The sequence below is a fragment of the Streptococcus tangpeifui genome, assembly GCF_011038795.1.
Taxonomy (GTDB): Bacteria; Bacillota; Bacilli; order Lactobacillales; family Streptococcaceae; genus Streptococcus; species Streptococcus tangpeifui.
In genome coordinates, this window is record NZ_JAAKDU010000003.1 from 35,045 (window position 1) to 61,009 (window position 25,965).

At 40.5% G+C, this 25,965-nt stretch carries 21 protein-coding genes and 1 pseudogene; 19 read left to right on the forward strand and 3 right to left on the reverse strand.

Annotated elements, in window-relative coordinates; translation table 11 throughout:
• Positions 1 to 84 precede the first annotated feature (84 nt).
• On the forward strand, positions 85 to 306 hold the full coding sequence (locus G7Y32_RS03435; protein WP_277423760.1) for a DUF3272 family protein: 222 nt from the start codon (positions 85 to 87) through the stop codon (positions 304 to 306).
• Here G7Y32_RS03435 and birA read toward each other — a convergent pair.
• Positions 281 to 1,222: a bifunctional biotin--[acetyl-CoA-carboxylase] ligase/biotin operon repressor BirA gene (gene birA / locus G7Y32_RS03440; RefSeq protein ID WP_165210656.1), complete on the reverse strand. Its 942-nt coding sequence runs from the start codon at positions 1,220 to 1,222 to the stop codon at positions 281 to 283. The genes G7Y32_RS03435 and birA overlap by 26 nt on opposite strands.
• A 136-nt stretch (positions 1,223 to 1,358) precedes the next feature.
• Here birA and G7Y32_RS03445 point away from each other — a divergent pair, with 136 nt between their 5' ends.
• From G7Y32_RS03445 to G7Y32_RS03465, 5 genes are all read left to right on the forward strand, one after another.
• Positions 1,359 to 4,358 (forward strand): type I restriction endonuclease subunit R, encoded by a 3,000-nt coding sequence (locus tag G7Y32_RS03445; protein ID WP_165210659.1) that lies wholly within the window; start codon positions 1,359 to 1,361, stop codon positions 4,356 to 4,358.
• Between the two features lie 467 nt (positions 4,359 to 4,825).
• Positions 4,826 to 5,302, forward strand: coding sequence for a helix-turn-helix transcriptional regulator (locus G7Y32_RS03450; protein ID WP_165210662.1), 477 nt, complete (start codon positions 4,826 to 4,828; stop codon positions 5,300 to 5,302).
• Positions 5,302 to 6,072, forward strand: coding sequence for a zeta toxin family protein (locus G7Y32_RS03455; RefSeq protein WP_165210665.1), 771 nt, complete (start codon positions 5,302 to 5,304; stop codon positions 6,070 to 6,072). Before G7Y32_RS03450 ends, G7Y32_RS03455 begins: the two co-directional genes overlap by 1 nt.
• Before the next feature lie 198 nt (positions 6,073 to 6,270).
• Positions 6,271 to 6,909 (forward strand): RelA/SpoT-related domain-containing protein, encoded by a 639-nt coding sequence (locus G7Y32_RS03460; RefSeq protein WP_165210668.1) that lies wholly within the window; start codon positions 6,271 to 6,273, stop codon positions 6,907 to 6,909.
• 6 nt (positions 6,910 to 6,915) lie between these two features.
• Positions 6,916 to 7,656: a Panacea domain-containing protein gene (locus G7Y32_RS03465; RefSeq protein WP_165210671.1), complete on the forward strand. Its 741-nt coding sequence runs from the start codon at positions 6,916 to 6,918 to the stop codon at positions 7,654 to 7,656.
• Between the two features lie 285 nt (positions 7,657 to 7,941).
• On the opposite strand, the gene G7Y32_RS03470 is transcribed toward G7Y32_RS03465, so the two are convergent.
• Entirely contained in the window at positions 7,942 to 9,048 is a 1,107-nt protein-coding gene (locus tag G7Y32_RS03470; RefSeq protein ID WP_165210674.1) for a hypothetical protein, read from the reverse strand.
• A gap of 719 nt (positions 9,049 to 9,767) precedes the next feature.
• On the opposite strand from G7Y32_RS03470, the gene G7Y32_RS03475 reads away from it, so the two are divergent.
• A complete protein-coding gene (locus tag G7Y32_RS03475; RefSeq protein ID WP_165210677.1) occupies positions 9,768 to 10,904 on the forward strand; it encodes a hypothetical protein in 1,137 nt (378 codons plus the stop codon).
• Between the two features lie 677 nt (positions 10,905 to 11,581).
• On the opposite strand, the gene G7Y32_RS03480 is transcribed toward G7Y32_RS03475, so the two are convergent.
• Complete coding sequence (locus G7Y32_RS03480) at positions 11,582 to 12,082, reverse strand: hypothetical protein (protein WP_165210680.1); 501 nt, start codon at positions 12,080 to 12,082, stop codon at positions 11,582 to 11,584.
• A gap of 185 nt (positions 12,083 to 12,267) precedes the next feature.
• Between G7Y32_RS03480 and G7Y32_RS03485 the strand changes: the two genes are divergently transcribed.
• From G7Y32_RS03485 to G7Y32_RS03540, 12 genes and pseudogenes are all read left to right on the forward strand, one after another.
• On the forward strand, positions 12,268 to 12,579 hold the full coding sequence (locus G7Y32_RS03485) for a hypothetical protein (RefSeq protein ID WP_165210683.1): 312 nt from the start codon (positions 12,268 to 12,270) through the stop codon (positions 12,577 to 12,579).
• A gap of 60 nt (positions 12,580 to 12,639) precedes the next feature.
• Positions 12,640 to 13,230, forward strand: a complete 591-nt coding sequence (locus G7Y32_RS03490) for a hypothetical protein (protein ID WP_165210686.1) — start codon at positions 12,640 to 12,642, stop codon at positions 13,228 to 13,230.
• A gap of 16 nt (positions 13,231 to 13,246) precedes the next feature.
• The gene (locus tag G7Y32_RS03495; RefSeq protein WP_165210689.1) at positions 13,247 to 14,350 is read left to right on the forward strand and encodes a restriction endonuclease subunit S; all 1,104 of its coding nucleotides are present in this window, start codon (positions 13,247 to 13,249) and stop codon (positions 14,348 to 14,350) included.
• A gap of 9 nt (positions 14,351 to 14,359) precedes the next feature.
• Positions 14,360 to 16,195, forward strand: a complete 1,836-nt coding sequence (locus G7Y32_RS03500; RefSeq protein WP_165210692.1) for a P-loop NTPase fold protein — start codon at positions 14,360 to 14,362, stop codon at positions 16,193 to 16,195.
• Between the two features lie 275 nt (positions 16,196 to 16,470).
• Positions 16,471 to 18,075 (forward strand): annotated as a pseudogene (locus tag G7Y32_RS03505) (type I restriction-modification system subunit M).
• Positions 18,076 to 18,186: 111 nt separating this feature from the next.
• The gene (gene relB, locus G7Y32_RS03510; protein WP_165210695.1) at positions 18,187 to 18,435 is read left to right on the forward strand and encodes a type II toxin-antitoxin system RelB family antitoxin; all 249 of its coding nucleotides are present in this window, start codon (positions 18,187 to 18,189) and stop codon (positions 18,433 to 18,435) included.
• Entirely contained in the window at positions 18,428 to 18,682 is a 255-nt protein-coding gene (locus G7Y32_RS03515) for a type II toxin-antitoxin system RelE family toxin (RefSeq protein WP_206221351.1), read from the forward strand. The genes relB and G7Y32_RS03515 overlap by 8 nt, the downstream gene beginning before the upstream one ends.
• 260 nt (positions 18,683 to 18,942) lie before the next feature.
• Positions 18,943 to 20,310, forward strand: coding sequence for an FAD-dependent oxidoreductase (locus tag G7Y32_RS03520; RefSeq protein ID WP_165210701.1), 1,368 nt, complete (start codon positions 18,943 to 18,945; stop codon positions 20,308 to 20,310).
• 704 nt (positions 20,311 to 21,014) lie between these two features.
• Positions 21,015 to 22,202 (forward strand): methionine adenosyltransferase, encoded by a 1,188-nt coding sequence (gene metK, locus G7Y32_RS03525; RefSeq protein ID WP_004227152.1) that lies wholly within the window; start codon positions 21,015 to 21,017, stop codon positions 22,200 to 22,202.
• 367 nt (positions 22,203 to 22,569) lie between these two features.
• Entirely contained in the window at positions 22,570 to 23,829 is a 1,260-nt protein-coding gene (gene murA / locus G7Y32_RS03530; RefSeq protein ID WP_004225790.1) for a UDP-N-acetylglucosamine 1-carboxyvinyltransferase, read from the forward strand.
• Positions 23,830 to 24,251: 422 nt separating this feature from the next.
• The gene (locus G7Y32_RS03535; RefSeq protein ID WP_165210704.1) at positions 24,252 to 24,887 is read left to right on the forward strand and encodes an SDR family oxidoreductase; all 636 of its coding nucleotides are present in this window, start codon (positions 24,252 to 24,254) and stop codon (positions 24,885 to 24,887) included.
• Positions 24,888 to 25,314: 427 nt separating this feature from the next.
• On the forward strand, positions 25,315 to 25,941 hold the full coding sequence (locus G7Y32_RS03540) for a nitroreductase family protein (RefSeq protein ID WP_165210707.1): 627 nt from the start codon (positions 25,315 to 25,317) through the stop codon (positions 25,939 to 25,941).
• Positions 25,942 to 25,965: the final 24 nt, after the last annotated feature.

Consider the following 25,965-nt stretch of genomic DNA (forward strand, 5'->3'; position numbering starts at 1 on the left):
GGCTAAACAGTCATAAATGGCTCAATCTTTTCATGAGAACAAAAATCCACCATTGCGGTGGATTTTCTGCTATAATTAGCTTATATGAATAGATTACAGTTTATCAGCATGGCGCTCTGGTGTGCTTTAGAAAGCTATTTTTTCAGCGAAGCCTTGCTTACAGGACATTTTTGGTTAGCCGGTTTTTGGGCTTTCCTGATTTTGCGTAATTTACAAAATGCCTATCTGGCAGACCGTCTGCTTAAGGAATTGCTCAAATCCTTGCCTCATGGACAAGGACCTAAGACTCCCAAGAAGAGAGACTGATCTCACCGGAGTTGAGGAGCTTTTCCTGACCGTCATCAAGTTGTACCACTAGCTGACCGCTGTCGGTGATGTCAGTCGCTAAGCCCGCATAAGATAGCTGATTTTCCACGAAAGTCACTCGTTTATCCAGAACGAGTGACTTTTCTTTGTAAACCTTTATCAAGTCACGCTCAGGCGTTTCTAGGAAAATGTTCCAGATTTCTGAAATCAACTGATTGCGGGTAATTGGAGTCTGAGTGGTAAATAGACTGGCAGCCTTGTCACGCAGATCCTTAGGGAACTCTGGTACGAGAAAATTGAGCCCCACCCCAATGATGACATCGGTAATCAGCCCCGTCTCAATAGATGAAATGGCTTCAGTCAGAATGCCCGCTAATTTCTTATGTCCCAGATAGATATCATTGACCCATTTGATCTGGCAGTCAATTCCCGTTAGACGGGAGATTGCCTTGACAATGCTGGAAGCGACCATGAGGGTGTAGGCAGGAGCCTGATCATGGGGCAGGTTGGGCTGTAGATGAAGAGACATATAGATACCACCCGACTCAGGCGAGAAGAAGGGGCGGGCAAAGCGCCCTCGGGCATTTTTTTGATTAGGAGCTAGGTAGAGAGCAGGGCTGGTCTGCTCTTTTTCAATCCCCTCCTTGGCATCTAGCTGGGTAGAGGAAGAAGTTTCATTGTAATAGACCTTGAGACCAGTAGCTTGGCTGATTTCCTTCGGCAGAAGCAAGTCTCCCAGAACCAGATGGTAGCCTCGATTTTTGACGGATTCGATAACCAACCCCTTATTTTCAAGAACTTTCATCGATTTCCAAATAGCTGTTCGTGAAACTTCTAACTGTTCAGCTAAATCCTGTCCGCTGACAAAACTGTCAGTTTCATGTAAAATTTTGTAGATTTTTTCATAGGTTTTCATAAAATTTCCTCATTCTTCTGCCTTTATTGTAGCATAAAAAATAAGAGGAAAGGGATTAGTTTTTCAAATGACTGCAGCAATCAACTGACTTTCTGCTATAATAAAACTATCAATTTTAATTTAGAAAGTCACCAATATGCAAACGACTAGAGAAGCTGAACTGGAAAATCAGCTCATTGAACAATTGATTACAGGCGAGAGTCAGTGGAGCCTGCGTGAGGACCTACGCACAGAAGAAGACCTCTGGGATAATTTCTTTGCTAAGCTGGAGCAAAATAATACAGCTGCTCTCAACGGCCATCCCCTGACTAATCAGGAAAAGGAGCAGATCAAGGGACAGCTGGATTTTACCAGCTATTACGAGGCAGCCAAATGGCTGGTCGGTGAAAATGGGATTGCCAAGGTTGATCTCCAGCGTGAGGACGCGGCTTTAGACAATGCCCGTCTCTCGGTCATCTGGCGTGACAATGTCGCAGGCGGCAGATCATCCTACGAAGTTGTCCATCAAGTCGTCCGCAATCGCTCAAAAGAGCTTGACCGTGACCGCAGGACAGATGTCAGCTTGCTGATCAACGGCCTGCCGCTTATCCATATCGAGCTCAAGAGTGCCAGTCATTCGACAGATGAAGCCTTCAATCAGATTCAGAAATACGACCGTGAAGGGAAATTCCGCGGCATTTTTTCAAGCATCCAGATGTTTGTCATCTCCAATAAGACCAATACCCGCTATATCGCTGCCACCAAGGCCGACAAGCTCAATAGGAAATTTCTCACCAAGTGGGTGGACGACAAGAATCAGCCGGTTGAAGAGCTTTTTACTTTCGCCCAGCAGGTCCTCTCGATTCCCCGTGCTCACCAGATGGTCATGCAGTATTCGGTGATTGATGATGATAAGAAGGCCTTGATCCTGCTGCGCCCCTATCAAATTCATGCCATCGAGGCGGTTCAGGAAGCCAGCAAGAAGCAGGAGTCAGGCTATGTCTGGCATACCACAGGTTCTGGTAAGACCCTGACGTCCTATAAGGTAGCCCGCAACCTTCTGCAGATTCCTTCCATCAAAAAGACCATCTTTGTGGTGGATCGCCGTGACCTAGACCAGCAGACGACCTCTAGCTTTCTGTCCTATGCCACCAATGATGTCATTGATATTGACGAGACCGACAGTACCCACGATCTGGTCAAGCGCCTAACCGGCAATGACAAGCGCGTGGTGGTAACCACCATCCAGAAGCTCTCCACTCTCATGCGTAAGATTGATGAAGGCCGCTATAGCAAGGATACCCAGAAAATCAAGCAGCTCAAGGTCGCTTTCGTGGTCGATGAGTGCCACCGAGCAGTCACGCCTCAAGCCCATCAGGCTATCTCACGCTTCTTTGTCCATGCCCTCTGGTATGGCTTCACAGGGACACCTATCTTTGGTGAAAATAAACGCCAGCAGCTGGGCAACCTAGCGCAAACAACCGAAGAACTCTACGGTCGCAAGCTCCACGAGTATACGGTCAAGGAGGCCATTCACGATGGCGCTGTCCTAGGCTTCAAAGTCGACTACAAAAGCACCCTGCTTCTTGATGAAGGGGCTGATGAAAAAACTATCCCAGATCAAGCCTATGAAAACGAAGAACACATGCTGCAGGTCCTCGATACCATCATTAACCATTCCAAGGGGCCGCTAGGCTTTAAAAACGGCGTTGGCAAGACCTACAATGCTATCCTGACGGTCAAGTCTATCCCCATGGCACAGAAGTACTACGACCTTATCCAGCGTATCAAAAAGGGTGAGACGACCATCAAGGTTAGCGAGTCCGTCAAGCGTGTCCTTCCAGACTTCCCCAAGGTCGCCATCACCTACTCGGTCACTGAAAATGAAGAGGATTCCCACTCGAATCAAGAGAAGATGCAAGCATCCTTGAGCGACTACAATAAAGAGTTTGGCACCCACTTCACTATGGCTGACCTGCGCAGCTACAATACCGATGTCAACAACCGCCTAGCCCGCAAGAAGGACAAGTACCTCTTTCGAGCTGAGCAGCTGGATCTGGTCATCGTGGTCAATCGTCTCCTGACTGGCTTTGATGCGCCCTGCCTGTCCACCCTTTTTATCGACCGAAAGCCCATGCAGCCGCAAGATCTGATTCAGGCTTTTAGCCGGACCAATCGGATCTTTGATAAGAATAAACTCCACGGTCAGATCATCACCTTTCAGGTACCAAATAGCTTCAAAGCAGCCGTCGATAATGCCCTCCAGCTCTACTCAAACGGCGGCCAGACCAGCGTCCTAGCCCCAGACTGGGAGGAAGAAAAGGCTAATTTTGAAGTCAAGCTCACCGCCTTTCGCAGTCAGATCTCAGAAGGACCAGACCTCGGCTTGACACCAGAGCAAGCTACAACCCAAGAGCTCAAAGTCTTTGCCAAGGCCTTTCAGGAGTTTGATAAGCGCCTGGCCTCCCTCCAAGTCTACCAAGAGTATGACGAGACAGAATTCTATGCTGAATACGGTCTCAGCACAGACCAGTTAGAGACCTATATGGGCGTCTATCAAAATGTCCTTGCTGAGCTCAAACATCGGCGCGAGGAAGAAGGAATAGAAGAAGAGGAACCCATCAACTATCTCTACGAGATCGAGTCTGTCCATGTCGATGAAATCAACTACGAGTATATTCTCTCCCTTATCCAAGCCCTGATCCCGCAGGAGGGTCAAGAAGCGGCCGACCTTTCAGACAAGGATCTCGCCACTATCGATGACTATATCGCCAATCTCGCTAAAACCAACAGCAGCCTAGCTCAAGTCATGTCCACCCTCTGGTATCAAATCAAGAGTGATCCCGAAAGCTACCGTGGACAATCCTTGAGCGCTGTCTTAGATGAGATGGTAGCAGAGGTCATCCAAGGCCATGTCACAGAGTTAGCCAAGAAATGGTATATCGGCGAGGACGAACTCAGCTACCTAGTCAGCCACTACCAAAAAGGCCGTAAAAAGCAAGAAGGCGAAAGCCAGCTAGCAGCCAGCCAACGCTACCAAGACTACAAAGCCCAAGTCGCAGAACCCCTCAACCCCCTCCTCTACAAAAAGAACATCAAAACTGACTATATCAACCTCATCGAAAACATCATTGAACCCCTACGACTAAGACGGTAATAACAAGATACAAAGGGCGTAAAAAGCGACCAGGATTTTAGGAAGGTGACGCCGTGTGCTGGCACACAAGGAAGCTTATCTAAATCCCGAGCTTTTAGCCCGTGTTCAGTTAAGTTAAGATGCAAAGAAGCGGTTCGCTTAGCGAAAATCCCTGACCGAAAAATAGGCGACAGACGCCGTGTCCTTGGACACAAGGAAGTCGATCTTTTTTCCGAAGAGATTAGCTTCATGTTCAGTTAATTAAGATACAGCAGAGGCTTGCTATCTAAGTGCTTTCACTTGATAACAAACGCCAATCACTAGGGTGAATTAGCTACCTCTCCCAAATCTAGAAGCCCCTCCATCATACATGTCAGGTCTGTTTCTAGTAAATAATCCCAAACGCACCAAATTTGGTGCGTTTTATGGTATAATGATAAAAATTAATGTGATGTTTCACGGCTTAGTATCTTAATAAGGAGAATTTTATGATCGGTGAAAATATTAAAACGCTTCGCAAATCCCTTGGTCTGACACAACCCCAGTTTGCTGAGAGGCTCGGTGTGTCACGCAACAGCCTCAGTCGCTACGAAAACGGAGCTAGTCCCGTCTCAACAGCGTTAATCGATCGCATCTGCCATGTTTTTAACGTATCCTATCTTAGCTTAGTGGGTGAGGACAAGCTCCTGACACCTGTTGAAGATTATCAGCTCACCCTCAAGATAGAAGTCTTCAAGGAACGTGCGTCAGCTGTCCTAGCAAACCTTTATCGCTACCAAGAGGCTAAAGCTATTCCTTTTGATGATGCCAGCAATCCATGGGTCATCATGAGCGATGATCTATCAGATTTACTCAATACGCAAATCTATCTCATTAACACTTTTGAAGAGTTAGAGCGCTACACTGGTTATCTTGACGGTATTGAGCGTATGCTAGATACAGCCCATCATCAGGTGGTGGCTTGATGGACTTAGGTCGATACCATCAGGCAGATTTTGACCGAGCCCTCAGCCGAAACCTAGGCGCATTGACGCGAAACAAGATTTCCTCAGATAAACCGCAGGCTATCTTACTGGGAGGGCAGAGTGGAGCTGGTAAAACGACCATTCATCGGATCAAGCAAAAGGAATTTCAAGGGAATATCATTATCATTGATGGTGATAGTTTTCGCCCTCAACACCCTAACTATCTTTCTCTTCAGAAAAAGTACGGCAAGGACAGTGTCAACTATACCAAAGGATTTGCGGGAGCCATGGTTGAAGTCTTAGTCGATGAACTCAGCCAGCGCGGTTATCATCTCCTCATTGAGGGAACCCTTAGAACCGTAGAGGTTCCCGAATCAACAGCAACTCTCCTGAAAAAGCGTGGTTATATGGTCTCGCTGGCCATTATGGCAACCAAACCTGAGCTGTCTTACCTGAGCACTCAGCTTCGCTATCAAGAGCTCTATAGCAAGGATCCTAATCAAGCCAGAGCGACACCAAAAGAGCATCATGATTTAATCGTTGACAATCTCGTCGAAAACCTAAGAGCATTAGAAGAAGCCGAGACATTCGATCGCATCCAGCTCTATCATAGAGACAAGCAGTGCCTCTATGACTCTGAACGAGATCACGGTTCTGCCTCCCGTATCCTCCAAGAGACCTTATTTGGAAACTGGACCCTAGTCGAAAAAGCCATGCTCGAGATGGAGGAAAGCCAGCTAAGAGTCTTACGTCAAAAGAATGAGACGTAAAAAGCTGTTTTCACCAGATGGTAAAATCATGAATCTGAAACAAGATTCGCCTTTGACTCAGATATGATGAATAAACAAATGGGAGATAAAGCTTGATAGAGCAGGTGGTATAATTTTATAGCTAAAATGCCCAAATACACCTCATTTAGTGCGTTTTATGGTATAATTCCAGTGATATTGCCTCAAAGGATGTGGGTTATGTTTGATGAAATTGTAAGTTTAATAAATGAAATTGGTAAGCTGCATCAAGATTTTTCACATAATTTTTTTAAGGGACATATCGCTTATAACCTGAAAAGAACTAGAGTAGACAAGGTTTTACAAGAGACCTCTTATGATGAGACTTTTATTAGTTTAGTGGATGATTATATTGAAGAACTATCATACTGGCTTATTTTTCTTGAATTTAATTCAAAGTCTTTAATTTTGGAAACGCGTTTTAGAGGAAAAAATAAGGAGTCAGCTCTTAATAAGTTATACTATTATCGCGTAGGAAAATCAGATCCTACAATACCTGTTCAAAAATGCTTGAATGATTTGCTTGGATTTCGCATCATTATTAATAATACGATTGATTACGATTGTCTATTGGATAAAATAAAGCGGTCAGATAAACTGAATATAAAATTATTTAGACCCTATGTTAGAACAGACGAAAACTACAAAGGTATCCATCTGTACGTCAAAAGTGATAATAACCATTATTTCCCTTGGGAAATTCAGATTTGGCAAAAGTCTGATGAGATTTCTAACGAACGTTCTCACCGAAATCATAAAGAAAAACGCCAATATATCAATTGGACAGAAATATACAAAGAGTATCAAAGAAAGGAGTAACAGAACATGGTTCAGCATATTATCGCTATTGCAAGTTCTTACCGACTGGGTAAGCGAATTGCTTGGCATTATACAGCCGATGTCATCTGTAAAGATGTCTTGACAGAATTAAGAGATAAAACAGACAGGCTACTAGGACGTCCAGACTATGTCATCCATAAATTAACAACGGATTCGAAAGATTGGAGTAGTGTTGTTAATAAGGACAGCTTCTTTGCGGATTTAGAAGTCTATGATTCATTAGACGATTTTCTGCAAGTTGTAGCTGCAGATAAAGAAATCACTGCGCTTGACATTGCTAAGTATCTCTTATCAGTACTGCCTATGTCCAACCTAAAGCTCCAAAAGATGATTTATTTAGTCTATGCGGATTATCTAACAAAGACTGGTAAAAGGTTATTTGAAGATAAGATTATTGCCATGCAGTATGGCCCAGTTATTCCCACTGTTTACGATAACTACAAAGGAAATGGTAAGGAAGAAATTGCTGAAGCTTCAGACGATAAAACAGATGTTCATCTAGACGGTATTACAGTACCTCTGACCCTTGCAAAGATGTTGCAAGCAGATGATAACCAAACCATACTAGCTTCCATTAAGGCCACTTTAGAAATATTTGGTAAGAAATCAGCAGGTCAGTTGGTGGATATCACCCACAGAGCTGAAAGTCCATGGAGCCAGGTGAGATTATTTGATGAAATTACTGACAATATCATCTTAAAATACCATAATATCGAACTAGTTTAAGGATATCGCTAACAAATCACTATCTTTTTCTATATTTAAGTTTCCAGCTATTTTAAAAGATATCCTAAACTATATTAGCTATCTCTCAATTTTGGCTATTTCAGGAGATAAGTCGGAGAATTCTTACATCTGTCTCTTAAAAAATAGGAAAATTAAGAGATAGAAAGAGTCAGGATATACAAAAAAACTAACCACTCTATGTCCTAAAAACAAACACAGATATTAGTGTGAGAGAAGAAGCAATCCCTGTCGGTACTATCGTCAGGGATGTTGTGTTTATTGTATTCAATTTTTATTGCTTAAATATTTTCTTCTCATTTTCTTACGAGCTTCAAATTTTCTAAATTCTTTATCAATGACTCTTATTCTGAATCCAAATAATGAATCAAAACTCAAGTATCGTTTTCCAGATTTATTACCGCTTTTTAGCATTCTATTCATAATTCCAATTAAAATAGCTGAAAATAGCACAATCACAAAAATAAGGATTAGAGATATTATCATACTCCTAGAAGTTAAGAACCTATTACTCCAATCAATAATTGCATTTACTAGACTCCAACGATTAAACTTATTTGGCTCAATAGCAATAATTTTATCAGAGCCTTTAAAAAATATATTCATTATCCAATCAGTAACAGATTTTTTAATTTTATAAGGCAGTATTTTTTTAATAGCCATCGTTATAGCAAACGAAATATTGACAAAAATGATATAGGCCTTTGCTATTGCATCTTTTCGTTTTTGTTCGGTTGAAATGCTAAAATCTTTTTTAATCGTCCTATTTTTAATTGTGTGATAAAAATTTAAAAAATCATCAGAGATAAGCCAGTTTAACGAGAGTGATATTATTGTAAACAGCGCGGTTGCAAAAGTTTCATTGTGGAATAGAAACAAAATAATCAGCAAGCATAGTTTTAGAATATTACCAAACTTATCCTGAAAGATTACTCTACTCATGTAATCAAATACGACCCAAATAGCATTTAAGTAACAATAGATTGAAAGTATTGAAATTTCTAAAGTATGGGATTCTATATTTTTACCATAAGCTATAATTAATAGAAAAACTATATTCACTAATAAAATAAAAATGGCAGATATGCAAAGAAGTTCTTTTGGAAATTTCAATTTACCTTCTGGCATTCTTAAAAATTTTGGTAATTGATATTCAATATCGCAAGTAATGCCTTTTCGATAAGCCCATTGAGAATAATAAAGTAGATATGATATGGATACTATAGAGGTAACCACATAAATAAAGGCATATATGAAAGAGTCTCTATTTGCAATAAAAAATAGCGGGATGGAGCTTATTGCAGAGCAAATTCCAACTAATTTGAAGGAGCACTGAAATTTTCTGTTTAGTATATGCTTGTTCCGATTTATCATTACTACTATCTCTTTAATTATTATTAATCATAATTTTATCAATTTATACTTCTTGATTCAATTACATATAAATTAACATTATGAATAAAATTCATCTATTTTGCTTAATAAACTACATGTTATAGTGTAGTGTGTTATTATGGAATTTTTATACTATTTTGCAAATATTATAATTAGGATGTTATACAATTGATAGTAAGAGTAAGAATAAGATATAATTAGCACGGAAATTTTGTCGTGTTCTTTTGATAGATAAAACAACAATGACCGTGATGAGGAAGTTAAGAAATTAGTTAAAAACACTTCGTTTAAAAAAGACGATAAACGATCTTTTGGAGAATATGGAGTTTATAATGCTGCTGTTACAAATAATCTTGGTTACAATCAAGATTATTACTATCATCGCTAAAACAAAAGATGTAAACGGTGTTGTCCCTGAAGAGCAGTATTTAACCGTAACAAACTAGAAAGATAGAGATTTTTTTAATTTAATTTTACGGCACCGGAACAATTTTGTTCAACCAAATATAGCGTTGATTATGCCAAGTATGGGGAATAATTTCAAATTTCTCTTGGGGTAGCAAAATCGGTTGCTTTTAATATACTGAAAGGGGTCTAAAAACCGCGTGGTTGAGCGGTTTTTTAATTAGCTAGAAAATGAGAAACATGGTATAAAACATGGTATAATGAATGTAATTCAAGCTTGACAGGAGGAAATTTTGAAACTGCACATCTTTGATAATTTTTTGGCTAGTATATCAGTTGTAGGTGAAGTAGTGAGTTCATTAAAATGGCTCCTCTTAAAACCAATGATAAATTTCTGGAATAACAGAAAAAAGGTTTCTATTATAGATAATGGGATATACAATATTGGTAAATACTTAGGTGAAATTAAGTTACTTTCTAACATCTCAAACGGATATTCAAGTCCATTTCTTCATAGAGTGATTGTTGAGACTTCCAGAAAAGATAAATTTAATTTAACAGATATTAGCCTAGAAGACATCAACTATGAAGAATATCATTATTCAGAAATTTTATATGATGGTGGATTTTTCAACGAAAATCAATATTTTACTATCGTAGGGATTAATAATGGAAATGAGGTCGGTCATAGCGATAAGATATCTATTAAATTCCAGCCTTTAAAAATTGGACAAGCTGATGGAGCTTACTCCTTAACCATTGATGTGATAAATCACGAAAATGAGATTGGTCCTGGGGATATTCAAAGCATTTACTCAAAGAAAATTACTGATGAAAATTCAATTCTGCATTTTTTCTCTAAAAATTTTGATCAATATGATAGGCTAAAAATCATAGTCCAATTTGAGAATAACTCATGTTCCCCACTAACTAGTATCATTGTCTACGATCCAGAAAATCATTCGTTTACCGTTAATGGAAGAGGTTTTTTAGGTCCTAGTGAAAAGTATCCTTTAATGAATCTAGAAACTAGGCCTACTATTCTAAAACGACCAATTACTGTTCAGCTGAGTAAAGGCTCTAATCAAATAGATTTTTTAGTTGCTACACAAGAGGCATGTATCCTTTCTTATAATCTAGCTTTTTGGAGTGGAAAAAAGAAATTTAATACAAATTTTAAATCAGAAATTACAGTGAAAGTTCCTCATTATACTCAAGAGGAGAATACAATATATGGAAGAATTTATGACTTTTTGGCATTCCAAGTTAAAAAGAATATTAAAATTCATGAATTCAAATATAATGCAGACTACTTGAGTTCATTAAAAAAACAAGCAAAAAAGTCTGATAATAATAATCTTTATTATGTACTTAATTTTATTTACGATTACAAAGAATTAGTCGCTAAATTCTCAGACATAAAGTTGTAAAAAGAAATTTTTAAAAATGGCTATTATTCCATCAAGGGATATGTGAAATCATTTAATCGATTATTAGAGTTATTCGGAAACTAACTTATTCAGTAATTGACAATGCCACAAATAAACTAGGCTTAGCAATTGACAAAGGCGATCGGTCGCTGGGCGTTAAGTGATGACGTTTAGCATTATGATTTAGGTAGTTCATTTTGTTGACCTTCTGTCCGTTTGATCACTTACAGCATAGTCCAAATGAACTTTTTGCGGACTAAAAGAATGAATTAACGCCACAGATTAGTTTTTTATAATACAGAAGAAGTGGCAAATAAATTTTCAAAATCAATAATTGAGAGAGCATAGATTAAGCACAATGGAATTAAATAGCTTAACATATTATGAGATATAGCATTAATCATATTTTTGATAGATTATATGATGAGTCACTAACCAAAGCAGCCCAAATCAGAGGCTGCTTTTAAAATATTCAAATTTTCGAGCAAAGAAAAAAGACCCTCAAACTTTACTGAGGGTCTAAAGAACAGCTATACTAAAAAAGATAACCCCAGGCGCGTGTGAATTCTCGTCCATTGACTTACTCCCATTCGGGAACACAGCGGTAATCCTTCGAAAGCTATCTTTAGGTGTATAATAGCATATTTTATATTAAATAGCAAAATGGGCAGTTATGACTAATGGAATTTACGACGGGGGTGATAACTCTTCTTAAATTGATCTTGTTTCTTCACTTTCTTTTTTAAAAATTGCATAAATTTTTCAGGTAGAAAATAGACTGATAAAATAGGTAAACCAAGAATCGTAATCAATAAATTAAACTGATCAAGAGCTAGGGTGTTTAGTAAGTATACTAATAGAATAATTAGTGTAAGTACGTAACTAGTTTTAAAAGAGCGCCTCATATCATTATGTTTCTCTAGTGAAATAAGCTTAAAGACTTCGTGAATTAAAATTTGTAATAGCATTCCTTGAAATATGATAATCAGTGCAAAGAAGAAGAACCTGTACTTAAGAATTTTAAAAATTGAAATAAGTAGCTTCATAGCTGAATCATCTTTGGAATTAATAATAAATCCTAAAAATACAAAGGATGATAAAAAGAAAAACAATAAAAATATCTTTAGATTGTCTTTCCAGTTATTCATAAATTCTTTAAAATGTCTTTTTAGATTCATAACTTACCTCATAAATATGCTATCCGAATTATAGCATACTAAATATTAAAATAATACGACAATTATATATTGACCTTATAAAATAAGCTCTTAATTGCTCTTTTATTTAATTGAATATCATACAATCGCATGATTATAGAGGAGGCAACCTTTTTGAAAATGAGAAAAATGGTATAATTAACCATATGGAACAAGCCTCAAATTTAAACAATCCATTGTTTAAAATTAACGATGAGTATTTATATGAGAACACATTTGGTACGGAATGTGGATTGGTATTATCAAATACTCATTTACGATTAAATAGATTATTTAAAATGTTTAATGATAGGATCCAAAACTTAAACTATTATTATTTAGCGGATGCAAGTAGAAAACTCATTCAAATAATTGAAATCATTTTTTATCTTCATTGGCTGATGGTTGGATTCAAAGTTATGGAGCAAGTGCAAAACTCCCTGACATTGAAGGAATACTATTTTATGACAGGAAGGTGAATGAAAGTGATGCATAAGAATTTAACAGCTAGAGGAAACAGTAAGGATAACGACAATTAAATGAAAGTATTTTTAGAAAATCCGCAATATCAGTTACTGTTAGTAGGTGCTGTCATATCCCTTATTTCAACACTGATTGGTATGTTTGCTCAGACACTATTTCAAAACTTCCTATCTCATAAAGGTAGGGTAAAACTCTATATCAAATCTGTCTATAGTCAGGTTAATCAAAAAGCTTGGGGATTCTATTATTTTGATACTGATATGGTATTTCAAGTCCCTTTATGGCTGGAAATACATAATACGAAGTCTGTAAGGCAAATCGTCAGAAATTTAAATTTAACTCTTTACTTGAATAATCAAAAAGTTGGACAAACAATCCAATCGACTTCTAAGTCAAACGACACCGAAAGATATTCTTTCGGTGATGAAGGCTCGTATTCTTTTTTGATTCAAGGCAATGAGATTAAACGCTTTAATCTATACTTTATTGTTAGTAAAAAAGAATTGGATAGTGATTTCGACGAAGTCAGATTATCTTATTTTGATACTAAAGATAGGTACCATGAATTTAAAATTTTTGATGTAATGAATCCATGGACAACTAGCAGAAATAAGATTGATGATGATTGGCGATTGATAAATAAGTAAAAGGACTAGAGTAAAGATGATAAATCAAAACACCCCTAAACTCAGATTTAAAAATTTTGATGATGAGTGGACAACTCATCAAATTTTAGATATTGCTGATCGGTTCGATAATTTACGAGTTCCGATTACATCATCTGACCGTAATGCTGGAAGTACACCCTACTACGGTGCCAATGGAATTCAGGATTATGTGCAGGGATTTACACATGATGGGGAATTTGTTCTAATTGCAGAAGATGGAGCAAATGATTTAAAAGATTATCCTGTTCACTATGTTGAAGGACAGATTTGGGTTAATAATCATGCCCATGTTTTATCAGGGAAAAAAGATAAGCTTGATAATACATTTTTCAAGAATAGATTAAAGCAATCTAATTTTGAAAAGTATCTCGTTGGAGGAAGCAGGGCTAAGCTAAATGCCGATATTTTGATGAAAATGCCAATCAAAGTTCCCTCCCTCCCTGAACAATCCGCTATCGGGGCGCTTTTCCAGACGCTTGATGAGCTCTTGTCTGCCTATAAGGATAATTTGGCCAACTATCAAGCCTTTAAGGCGTCCATGCTGTCCAAGATGTTTCCAAAGGCAGGACAGACCACCCCTGAAATCCGCTTAGATGGATTTGATGGCGAGTGGGAAGAGAAGAAGCTGGGAGATACTTGCCAAGTCAATTCAGGTAGAGATTATAAACACCTTTCAGAAGGAAATATCCCAGTATATGGAACGGGTGGATATATGTTATCGATCAATGACAAATTATCAGATAAAGATGCTATTGGTATAGGTCGTAAAGGTACCATTGACAAACCATTTTTAATAACTGCTCCCTTCTGGACAGTAGATACTTTATTCTTTGTAACTAGTAATAATAAGACTGATTTGAATTTTCTATTTCAAATTTTTAACAGAATTAGTTGGAAAAAATATGATGAATCAACAGGTGTACCAAGTCTATCAAAGAAGACAATTCAAATTGTTAAAGAGTACTTTCCGTCGCTTGAGGAACAAAAAGCCATCGGCGATTTCTTCTCTAGCATAGATGACTTAATTTCTTCTTGCCAAGAAAAAATTGAGCAACTAGAAACTTTGAAGAAGAAGCTCTTACAGGATATGTTTGTGTAGGAGGATTAGGTGACAGGTAAATCTGAAAAAATTCAATTATCTCATATTGATACGACAGAAGCAGCTAAAAATGTTGCTAAACTTTTAGAAGAAAATAAAACCTATTTTCTAAATGGTGCTTGGGGGTCGGGAAAGACAACTTTTTTAAAACAAGTAGAAAAAGAAAAGACCAACAAGAAGAAATTTATCTATCTAGATTTGTGGAAATTAACTGATAAGCGTTCGATTGTTGAAGTCGCCTTTTCAAAACTACATTTCTTTCTTTATTGGATTGGTAAGATCCTTTTAATATTATCAGTTGCTCTCTCATTATTATTTACAGCTCAATTCAACTTGGGATTCCAAAACTATATCAACAGAATTTTTAATAAGTATGCACAAGTTTTTATCACCAGTTTTGGCGTAATAGCTTTAGTTGCTGCTGTCTACCAATTTTTTAAACCAAAATCAGATATTTTATATGCATGGATTTTTGATAAGCTTCCAATTTTGAATAAAATTCTAATCATTGATGATTTTGATCGCTTAACAGAAGAACAGCAAAAAGAAGCCTATAAATTATTTGCTTTATTAAACGGAAAACTTCCAATAGTTTTTGTTGGTGATTTTGAAAAAGTGTACGACAATACTTCTAACGATTTTCTATCAAAAATTATTGACAGAAGAATTGACTTACCTTTCGGGCTTCACCCATCAAATATTTGGAATGAGTACTTCAAAGAACTTGAAAGCAAATTTGATACCGCTTTAACTAACGAATTCAAACAACTTTTTATAATAGAGAGACGGAATTTAAGAGATAGAGTCCATTTCAATGATTATGTGACTAAGGAATTTATTGATCGAAATAAATTTGGTCATGTACAAGTAGAACAATTGCTCGTAGCAATATACATTTATTTATTTTACCCAAGCGGATATATAAAACTATTTAACGATGAAATACCATACTTACTGCCAGAAGAAGAACTTGGAGATGATAGTTTTCCTAAAATTCTTAAGGTGCTCTTAGGAACAGATATTAACCAAATTCCACTAGACTTTATAAAAAATAAGAAAGATTACTACATTTATGAGTCACCAAGTAATATGACAAACGAAGAATTGGCAAATATTTTTGAGAATGAAGATATACTCAAAACATGTATCGCTAATTCTGATATTGTCAGTGATTTCTATATTTACCTTCAAGATCAATATGATAATCTTTCTGAAATTACGAAAATGCTGATTCTCAAAATTACTTTAAAAGAACTTGCTATAAATGGTAATGTGAGTTTTTCTGTAGACTTTATACTTAGGAGAGTGACTGAAGAGCATATTAAAACTAATGGTGAAGTTAATAAAGAGTCTAGCTTTGAAAAGTTATTATATATTTTTTGGAAAAAAAGACTTGAAGAATTTAAAATTAACGACTATAGTATCCTACTATTTATATTAGTAACTTACTGCAATTTCTCCAATAATATATTTGATCACATTGATTTAGACTTACCAGAGCTATCAATAGCGAATTTTAAAACATATCAGTTTAAGTTATTATACCTAGATAGATATTCTAAAGATCATTGGGATTCTTGGAAAGATATGGAAGAAAAATTTTGGGAAGCTGTTAATTCTTTAAGTGATGATGATTTTATTAGATATTGGGCTGATCGAGATATATTGAGAGAAGTTGAGTTTAATATCTTCCAATTCAATCTCGATCAGAATAGCGATGGACCATTTATTTTATCTCATATTAAACAAAGGATTGATTCATTAAAGAAAAGTAATTTCATCGTGAAAATTAATAAATCCGACTCTGACGAATTACATTTAATATCTCACACATCTTTTGAATAATATTATGAGATAATAAAGAGGTGAGTTAGTAAAGATTTATTCCCCTTAAAAAGGAGCATCCATATAACTCCATACGGTATTCGTTCAAAAGGATTTGCTGACACTAGAAGGATCGACACGTGACAGGCATTATAAGTTGCCATCACCTCACTAAAAAATCCGCTCATAATCCGCTTAAAATCCGCTCATTTTTATGAGCGGATTGCGAGATATTTCTGGTAACAAGTATTTTTTCCATTGACAATGAATTTAAATATTAAATTAGAAAGACAATTATGACTGAAACAACCCCTACCTCACAAGCCCTCTATCAGGCGCTTTGGAATTCAGCGGACATCCTCCGCTCCAAGATGGATGCTAATGAGTACAAGTCCTATCTCTTAGGTCTAGTCTTTTACAAGTATCTCTCAGACAAGATGCTTTTTGAAGTCGCTAAGACCATGCAGGAGCCGACCGATGATTTGGAGCAGGCGCTTGAGCTCTACCGCAAGTATTATGCGGATGAGGAGACTCATGAGGATCTGATCGACGTCCTCATGGATCAGCAATCCTATGTCATTGAGCCCGATCTGACCTTTACAGCCCTGATCACTGCCATCAATGACGGGACTTTCCAGCTGGAGTTCCTAGCTCAGGGCTTTCGCAATATTGAGCGCAGTGATGACCTTTTTGAAAATCTCTTTGAGGACATTGACCTCTACTCTAAAAAGCTGGGCGCAACGCCGCAGAAGTAGAATCAAACCATTGCCAGTGTCATGAAGGAGCTGGCTGATCTGGATCTTGCCGGTCATGCCGGTGATATGCTGGGTGATGCCTATGAGTACCTGATCGGTCAGTTCGCCTCGGACTCAGGTAAAAAAGCCGGCGAGTTTTACACGCCTCAGCCTGTAGCCAAGCTCATGACCCGCATTGCCCTGCAAGGGCGTGAAGACAGGCAGGGTTTTAGCCTCTATGACCCGACCATGGGCTCTGGCTCCTTGCTGCTCAATGCCAAGAAGTACAGCAACCAGCCAAACACAGTGACCTACTATGGTCAGGAGCTCAATACCTCGACCTACAATCTGGCTCGTATGAACATGATTCTGCATGCTGTCCCTGTTGAAAACCAGCACCTCAACAACGGTGACACACTGGATGCCGACTGGCCGGATGAGGAGCCGACTAACTTTGACGGCGTCCTCATGAATCCCCCTTACTCAGCCAAGTGGTCTGCGGACTCTGGTTTCCTAGAGGATCCCCGTTTTTCGCCTTATGGTAAGCTAGCGCCCAAGTCCAAGGCTGACTTTGCTTTTCTCCTGCATGGCTTTTACCATCTCAAGCAGGACGGCGGGGTCATGGCTATCGTCTTACCCCATGGGGTTCTCTTCCGTGGCAATGCTGAAGGGCAGATCCGCCAGCACCTCCTAGAGGAAGGGGCTATCGATACGGTTATCGGTCTGCCGGCCAATATCTTCTTTAATACCAGCATTCCGACCACGGTCATTATTCTTAAGAAAGACCGTACCAATCGTGATGTCTACTTTATCGATGCCTCAAAAGAGTTTGACAAGGGCAAGAATCAGAACATCATGACGGATAGCCATATCGAGAAGATTCTGGACGCTTATACTCAGCGTCGTGATATGGACAAGTTTGCCCATCTAGCCAGCTTTGAGGAGATCGTCGAAAACGACTACAATCTCAATATTCCCCGCTATGTCGATACCTTTGAGGAAGAAGCAGTTGCCCCGCTGCCAGATATCATGGCCGACATAAGCAAGACCAACCAAACCATCACTGAGAAATCTGCCCAGTTGGAAAACCTCCTCAAAGACCTGCGCGGTACCACCCCGGAAGCACAAGCCGAGCTGGACGAGTTTTTGAAAGGGTTGAAACTGTAATCTGGATACAGCTATTAGTCATTTTATAATGGCTCCACCTTCTACCTTTGGAGATTGACTTTTATCAAATCAAGTAATACAATGGTATTACCGAGAGGATAGGAGGAAATTATGGCAACTATTACATTGAAAGTCTCTGAAGCAGATAAGACATTTATGAAAGCCATGGCAAAGTTTGAAGGGGTCTCCCTGTCTGAATTGATTCGCAACAAGACCATAGAATCCCTAGAGGATGAATACGATGCCCATGTCGGTGAGTTAGCCTATCAAGAATATCTAGATGACCTCAAAGCAGGTCATGAGCCAATGAGCTGGGAGGATATGCTAGCTGAACTTGATTTGGAGGATGATCTTGTATAAGTTGGTTCCGACTAAAAGGTTTATCAAACAGCTTAAAAAGCTAGATAAGTTTACGCAAAAGCGAATCACAGCTTACTTATCCTCACATGCTCTGGATGATCCAAGGCAGTACGGAAAAGCTCTTAGTGCTAATCGCACTGGTCAATGGCGGTATCGCATTGGTGATTATCGGGTCATCTGTCAGATTCAAGACCAGGAATTGATCGTATTAACCTTGTCAGTTGGCCACCGACGCGATATTTATTAAGTTTTCAAGATAGAGAATCACTGGCGTCAGAAAGCTGGTGTTTTTCTTTTTTTGTTAGTGTCTGATTATTTCTGACTGGATAAACAGACCCTCCCAAATTTATAATCCAATTATTTGAGATATTGCAATGAGAGCAGTAGAATGAGGGCGTAGTGGGAGGCGGTTACTTTTCACTGCGCTACATCGGAAATCTGACGGGTGAGGTCAGTTATCGTCTCACCTCGTCCTAATATATTTATAGCTTATCAGGAGGTCTATCTATGAGTAAGCAGAAAGTTATTATTGTCGGCGCATCGCACGGTGGGCATGAGTCCGCCATTGAGCTGCTGGATCGCTACCGTGACCTGGACGTGACCATCTATGAAGCTGGAGACTTCGTTTCCTTTATGTCCTGCGGGATGGAGCTCTACCTCAAGGATGAGGTGACAGCCAAGGATGATGTTCGCAATTTTGCGCCGGCTGATTTGGAAGCAAAAGGCGGTAAGATTGTTAACAACCACCAAGTCACCGCCATTCATCCAGAGCAAAAAACCGTGACGGTCAAGGATATGCACTCGGGTCAGTCCGAGGAAGTGGCCTATGACAAGTTGATTTTGAGCTCTGGTGTCCGTCCAGTCAGTCTGCCGGTTGAAGGAGCTGATCTTGACTATATCTACCTCATGCGTGGGTATGATTGGGCGACTAAAATCAAGGAAGCTCTAGAATCGTCTAACATCCAAAATGTTGTTGTCATCGGTGCTGGCTATATCGGCCTAGAAGCTGTCGATGTCTTTGCCAGCCGAGGCAAGCGGGTTAGCTTGGTTGATGTGATTGACCGCCCGCTAGGGACCTATCTCAATCCTGAGTTGGCTGATCTGGTAGCAGAAGAGCTTAAGCGTCACGATATCGACCTCTATATGAATGCCAAGGTCGAGCGCTTCCAAGGCTCCGACAAGGTCCAAACAGTCGTCACTGACAAGGGAGACATCAAAGCTGATCTAGTGATTGTCGCAGCAGGAGTTCAGCCTAACACCGACTGGCTGCAGGGAACGGTTGATCTAGAATCACGTGGTTTTATCAAGATTGATGAATATTTCCGCACGAATCTGCCTGATGTCTATGCCATTGGGGATGCTGTTCAGCCTCTGTCCATTCCTGCCGGTAAGCCCATGCCAATTGCTCTTGCAACAACAGCTCGGCGTGAAGCCCAGTATCTGGTCAAACATCTCTTTGAAGCTAAACCGAGTCAAGCTTTTGCGGGAGTTGTTGGTTCCTCTGCTCTCAGTGTCTTTGACTATCATTTTGCAACTAGTGGCCTCAATGCCTTTACGGCAGAACGAGCAGGTGTCTCTTACAAGACTAGTTTCTACCATGACCGTCTGCGTCCGGCCTATATTCCTGATGACCATAATCCAGAAGTTTATGTCAGCCTAACCTATAATCCTCTGACCCATCAGATTTTGGGCGGAGCTGTGCTGTCCTCCTATGATGTCACAGCTCAGGGTAATGTTCTATCGCTGGCTGTCGGTCACAAGATGACCTTGGAAGATCTAGCTCAGGCTGATTTCTTCTTCCAACCAGGATTTGATCGGCAATGGAGTCTGCTTAATCTGGCAGCTCAGCATGCTTTGGATTTAGCACCGTTTTAAATCTAATACTAATTTCAGAATTCTACCAAGCATTTTTAATAAGAAAATTAATACAAATTCAGAAATTCTGTAAAAATTCTGTGCAGGGATTTGGAAGGTTGGCCACGCCAGCCATCAATATGATTAATGGGGGAAGTCTTTCTAAATCTTAGGAACTTCCCTTTTTTTATGTTAGAATAATGATGTTAATGAGTCCCGAAAAGGCGGTTTGACTGGCTAAAGCCTTCGGTGGGTGGCTTGCGGATTCGTTTGGTCTGTTTCTAAGCACAGCCAGAGGATCCCTTGTCTGTCCACTGACCCTTTAGCTCGGTCAAACTCAGTATCTTACTGAGAAACCGGTTCTTTGTAACTCTACCCAAATGTCGGGCACTAAAGTGTCTTGTCATTTGACGCCAGGTCGCTGTCAGGCGGTCTGGCTAGTCGACTTACTCGTTTTTTGAAGTGCTTTAATACGAAGCGCTTCAAGGACGTCGTAACTCATCACCAAGGAGGGCGTATCTCGCCTTCCTTGTAGCCAACTTACTAATTTTTTTGTTACTCGAAGTAACAGAAAAAAGACCCGTCGTAACTCGGCAAAAACCTGACACCAATTATTTGGTCATTTGGCGTCAGTCCTACAAGCCAAGCCGAATTGGCCAGTCAGCATATTTGTCCTTGGAGCGACCTCAGTTGGCACATTTTATTTTTTAAGGGGGGACATTTTTATGTCAGAACGTAAACTTTTCACGTCTGAGTCAGTTTCGGAAGGGCATCCTGATAAGATTGCCGACCAAATTTCAGACGCCGTTTTAGATGCGATTTTGGAGCAGGATCCAGACGCTCATGTAGCAGCGGAAACAGCTGTTTATACAGGTTCGGTCCATGTCTTTGGTGAAATCTCCACAACCGCCTATGTCGATATCAACCGCGTGGTACGCGATACTATTGCTGATATTGGGTACACGGATGCTAATTACGGTTTTGCAGCCGATTCGGTGGGGGTACACCCGTCATTGATTGAGCAGTCGCCAGATATCGCCCAAGGGGTTAACAATGCCTTGGAAGCGCGTGAAGGTCACGATGATGAACTGAGTTTGATTGGAGCAGGAGACCAAGGGCTGATGTTTGGCTTTGCTGTCAATGAAACGCCCGAACTGATGCCGCTGCCTATCTCCTTATCCCACAAGTTAGTCAAGAAATTGGCTGATTTGCGAAAGTCAGGGGCTATCAGCTACCTGCGACCTGATGCCAAGTCTCAGGTAACGGTTGAGTACGATGAGAATGACAAACCTGTCCGTGTGGATACGGTAGTCATCTCTACGCAACATGACCCTGATGTCACTCAAGAACAAATTCATGCGGATGTTATTGAGCAGGTTATCAAGGCTGTTATTCCGGCTCAGTATTTGGATGATAAGACCAAGTTTTATATCAATCCAACTGGCCGCTTTGTTATCGGCGGCCCTCAAGGGGACTCTGGTTTGACCGGCCGTAAGATTATTGTGGATACTTACGGTGGATACGCCCGCCACGGCGGCGGTGCCTTCTCAGGTAAGGATGCCACTAAAGTTGACCGGTCGGCCTCTTATGCCGCTCGTTATATCGCCAAAAATATTGTCGCTGCCGGTTTGGCTGACAAGGCTGAGGTTCAGTTGGCCTATGCCATCGGTGTGGCCCATCCGGTTTCTGTTCGGGTGGATACCTTTGGAACTGGTCAAGTTTCTGAAAGCAAGCTAGAAGCAGCAGTAAGAGAAAACTTCGATTTGCGACCAGCTGGTATTATCAAAATGCTGGATCTCAAACGGCCCATCTATCGCCAAACGGCAGCTTACGGCCACATGGGCCGAACCGATATCGACCTGCCATGGGAAAAATTGGACAAGGTGGATGCCCTCAAAGCAGCTGTCAACTAAGCAAACGAACTACACTCCTGAGCGGGTGTAGTTTTTTTGTGTCAAGAAATAGTCCCACTCAGATTCCCAAAAAGCAGTACGATCCTGCCACTCCACCGTTAAGATTGGGCAACCATTAATTTGAGTAAAGCTAGATTCCCAGATTAGGTTCCAGACATTTTAGAACAGAAAATTTGGGTTGAGAAAGGCAGATAAACTCAGACAGCATTAAGTCTCAGCCTAATGTAATCTTCGGTCTCTCTCTGAGGATTGGAACTTATGCTGGGAACTATCCTATTTTTATGAGATATTTGCCACTCGTTGTCAAATTCCTTAATCTCTGCTATAATGAAAAGGTTGAATTCAAGTGATAGAAAGAAAATAAGGTATGCGAAAAATTATTATCAATGGAGGTAGGCCGCTTTCAGGTGAAGTGGCTGTATCAGGTGCGAAAAATTCTGTTGTTGCTCTGATTCCCGCCATTATTCTAGCAGATGATCCCGTGACTCTGGATGGAGTGCCTGCCATCAGTGATGTAGACAGTCTGGTAGAAATCATGGAGATCATGGGAGCTAAGGTCAAGCGTGATGGTGAAACGCTTGAAATTGACCCGCGCGGTGTCAAAGATATGCCCATGCCATTCGGTAAAATCAACAGTCTGCGAGCTTCTTATTACTTTTATGGAAGTCTCCTAGGTCGCTTTGGTCAGGCTGTCGTCGGTCTGCCTGGTGGTTGTGATTTGGGCCCACGTCCGATTGACCTACACCTTAAGGCTTTTGAAGCCATGGGAGCCAGTATTTCCTATGAAGCAGAAGCTATGCGTTTGGCGACCGGTGGTAAGCCCATGCAAGGGGCTCATATCTATATGGATACGGTCAGCGTTGGTGCGACGATCAATACTATGCTGGCAGCGGTCAAGGCCCAAGGCCGAACCGTGATTGAAAATGCTGCCAGAGAGCCTGAAATCATTGATGTAGCGACCTTACTTAATAATATGGGAGCGCATGTTCGTGGAGCTGGAACCAATATCATTACCATTGATGGCGTTGAACGTCTAGGCGGGACCCGTCACCAAGTCATTCCAGACCGAATTGAGGCTGGTACCTATATCGCCATGGCGGCAGCTATTGGTGAGGGTGTCCGTATTACCAATGTCCTCTACGAACACTTGGATAGCTTTATTTCCAAACTGGAGGAAATGGGCGTTCGGATGACCGTTGACGAAGATGCAATCTATGTTGAAAAGCAGGAAAACCTCAAGGCCATTTCTGTTCGGACCTCACCTTATCCGGGCTTTGCGACTGATTTGCAACAACCGATTACTCCGCTCTTATTGACAGCCCACGGTCGAGGAACTATCCTTGATACTATCTATGAAAAACGTATTAATCATGTGCCAGAACTAGCTCGCATGGGGGCTGATATCACAGTTCTAGGAGGTAAAATCGTCTACAATGGCCCAAGTCAATTGACTGGAGCAGCAGTTAAGGCAACCGACCTGCGGGCTGGTGCTGCCTTGGTAACGGCTGGATTAATGGCTAAGGGACAGACTGAAATCACCAATATTGAATTTATCCTGCGGGGCTATGCCAATATTATTGAAAAATTGACAGCTTTGGGAGCAGATATTAAATTGGTGGAGGAATAAGCAAAGATGAGGCTGGGCAAAAAATCGTCCAGTCTTCTTGTTTTGGAATAAACTTTTGGCGCAGTGGTTGGCAGTGAGACTAGCTCTGCTAGCCTTATCTACAATCTTCAACTTGTCTCCCAGACAGTTGACCTCCATTTTTCCACAAGGCCAAAGCGGAAAACCTAGTCAACTGTGCAGGGGTGGAATAAAACTTGCAAAGCAAGTGTCAAAACGGTCTGGAAAGAGACCGTTTCAGGTCATCACCTTAAAATCATGGAGTGGAGAGAACCAAAATTTTCAATTTTTGGGTTGATCCTACTCCCGTTTTTTTGTTTACCTCCTTCCGGTAGCAATTTTTGGACAGAACTTTAATAAAGCGATAGAATAAATCCATCTAGCCTTTGGTGATTACTAAAGCAAATATTCTAAGGAGAATTACAATGAAAATTTTTATTATTGGAGCCAACGGCCGAGTCGCAAGTGAACTGTCTGAACGTCTGGTCTCGGCTGGTCATACGGTTTACGCGGGCGTTAGAGATTTATCCAAGGTCGAGGAAACTGAAAAGGTCAAGCCTATCTCCTTCAATCTCCATGATTCTGTAGCGGATTTGGCTAAGAGCCTGCGCGGTATGGATGTCATTTATTTCTTAGCGGGTTCACGAGGTAAGGATCTCTTGCAAACTGATGCTTTCGGCGCTGTCAAATCAATGCAAGCAGCTCAATTAGCCGGCATCAAACGCTATATCATGCTCAGTTCTCTCTTTGCGACAGAGCCAGAAAAGTGGAACCAAGCGGGCTTAGACCAATTGACGGACTATAATATTGCTAAGTTTTTTGCCGATAATTACCTGGTGCATCAGACAGACCTAGACTATACAATCCTGCAGCCAGGCGGTTTAGCGGAAGAAGCAGGAACTGGGTTGGTAACCTTTGCTCCTGAAAAGGTTGGCCGCAATCCTATTCCTGATGTGGCAGAAGTGCTGGCCAAAATCATCCAGTATCCAAATACTAAAGGAAAGATCATTCAAATGCTGTCAGGTACTGAAAGTATTGATGCTAGTATGACAAAACTATAGGAAGCTCTTGCGGCAGAAGAAAATCTGCGCGATGCACTATGCGCTGGAAAGCCAGGTTGCGAAGTCATGTAATATGCCGCGTTAGGATGCTTCTTAAACAGCCTATGATAATTTGTTTGAAAAGAGAATCTCTATTATGAGTGGAGAGCCTCTTTTTTCATCGCTGATAAATATTAGTCTAGCTGCCGATGGCTAGTTTTCACCGAACAGATTGAATGCCGCATAGTTTCAATCATGCGGATACCTCTTATGGCATGAAACGGGTCGAAGTTCGGAGTCGACAGGCCAATCCCATTTGGAACACATTTTTTATGATAGCTCGCTCGATAAAAGCACTTAGCTGCTGCATCAATGTGGTGGGGGCATGCTGTGATCTTATGTGAGAATGGCGGCGACTGGATGAAGATTTTTAAGAAAGAATAAAAAAATGAAAACCAATAATTTTGATGCTATTATTTTTGGCCGTCGCTCAATTCGTCTCTATGATGACACGGTTAAGATTCCCCGCGAAGAAATGCTGGCGATGATTGATGAGGCGGTGACCGCTCCGTCTTCTGTCAATATGCAGCCTTGGCGTTTCGTTGTAGTGGATAGTCCGGAAGGAAAGGAAAAATTGGCTCCTCTTGTCGGCAGCAACCAGACTCAAAATGACACATCTTCAGCTATGATACTGATTTTTGGAGATTTGCAATGCTATGAATACGGTCAGACTATCTATGATACAGCTGTTGATCAAGGAAAGATGTCAGCCGATGTGCGGGAGCGGCAGCTGTCAGTTATTATCCCTATGTATCAGTCTTTGACTAAGGAAGCCATGACCAGTATCGTTAAGGTTGATGCCAGCCTAGCTGCGATGCAGCTGATGCTGATTGCTCGTGCTCATGGTTATGACACCAATCCAATTGGTGGCTTTGACGCTGAACATCTGGCGGAGACCTTTGGTTTGGACAAGGAGCGCTATGTGCCGGTTATGATTCTTTCCATTGGTCAGGCTAAAGAGACCGGTCATGACTCTGTTCGACTTAGAGCTGAAACGATTACCAGTTTTATGTAAGATAGATTAGATTTGTTCGATAAC

Excerpts from the sequence above, each read along its gene's own strand:
- G7Y32_RS03435 (WP_277423760.1), top strand. The coding sequence starts at position 85 with ATGAATAGATTACAGTTTATCAGCATGGCGCTCTGGTGTGCTTTAGAA.
- birA (WP_165210656.1), bottom strand. The coding sequence starts at position 1,222 with ATGAAAACCTATGAAAAAATCTACAAAATTTTACATGAAACTGACAGT.
- G7Y32_RS03445 (WP_165210659.1), top strand. The coding sequence starts at position 1,359 with ATGCAAACGACTAGAGAAGCTGAACTGGAAAATCAGCTCATTGAACAA.
- G7Y32_RS03450 (WP_165210662.1), top strand. The coding sequence starts at position 4,826 with ATGATCGGTGAAAATATTAAAACGCTTCGCAAATCCCTTGGTCTGACA.
- G7Y32_RS03455 (WP_165210665.1), top strand. The coding sequence starts at position 5,302 with ATGGACTTAGGTCGATACCATCAGGCAGATTTTGACCGAGCCCTCAGC.
- G7Y32_RS03460 (WP_165210668.1), top strand. The coding sequence starts at position 6,271 with ATGTTTGATGAAATTGTAAGTTTAATAAATGAAATTGGTAAGCTGCAT.
- G7Y32_RS03465 (WP_165210671.1), top strand. The coding sequence starts at position 6,916 with ATGGTTCAGCATATTATCGCTATTGCAAGTTCTTACCGACTGGGTAAG.
- G7Y32_RS03470 (WP_165210674.1), bottom strand. The coding sequence starts at position 9,048 with ATGATAAATCGGAACAAGCATATACTAAACAGAAAATTTCAGTGCTCC.
- G7Y32_RS03480 (WP_165210680.1), bottom strand. The coding sequence starts at position 12,082 with ATGAATCTAAAAAGACATTTTAAAGAATTTATGAATAACTGGAAAGAC.
- G7Y32_RS03485 (WP_165210683.1), top strand. The coding sequence starts at position 12,268 with ATGGAACAAGCCTCAAATTTAAACAATCCATTGTTTAAAATTAACGAT.
- G7Y32_RS03490 (WP_165210686.1), top strand. The coding sequence starts at position 12,640 with ATGAAAGTATTTTTAGAAAATCCGCAATATCAGTTACTGTTAGTAGGT.
- G7Y32_RS03495 (WP_165210689.1), top strand. The coding sequence starts at position 13,247 with ATGATAAATCAAAACACCCCTAAACTCAGATTTAAAAATTTTGATGAT.
- relB (WP_165210695.1), top strand. The coding sequence starts at position 18,187 with ATGGCAACTATTACATTGAAAGTCTCTGAAGCAGATAAGACATTTATG.
- G7Y32_RS03520 (WP_165210701.1), top strand. The coding sequence starts at position 18,943 with ATGAGTAAGCAGAAAGTTATTATTGTCGGCGCATCGCACGGTGGGCAT.
- metK (WP_004227152.1), top strand. The coding sequence starts at position 21,015 with ATGTCAGAACGTAAACTTTTCACGTCTGAGTCAGTTTCGGAAGGGCAT.
- murA (WP_004225790.1), top strand. The coding sequence starts at position 22,570 with ATGCGAAAAATTATTATCAATGGAGGTAGGCCGCTTTCAGGTGAAGTG.
- G7Y32_RS03535 (WP_165210704.1), top strand. The coding sequence starts at position 24,252 with ATGAAAATTTTTATTATTGGAGCCAACGGCCGAGTCGCAAGTGAACTG.
- G7Y32_RS03540 (WP_165210707.1), top strand. The coding sequence starts at position 25,315 with ATGAAAACCAATAATTTTGATGCTATTATTTTTGGCCGTCGCTCAATT.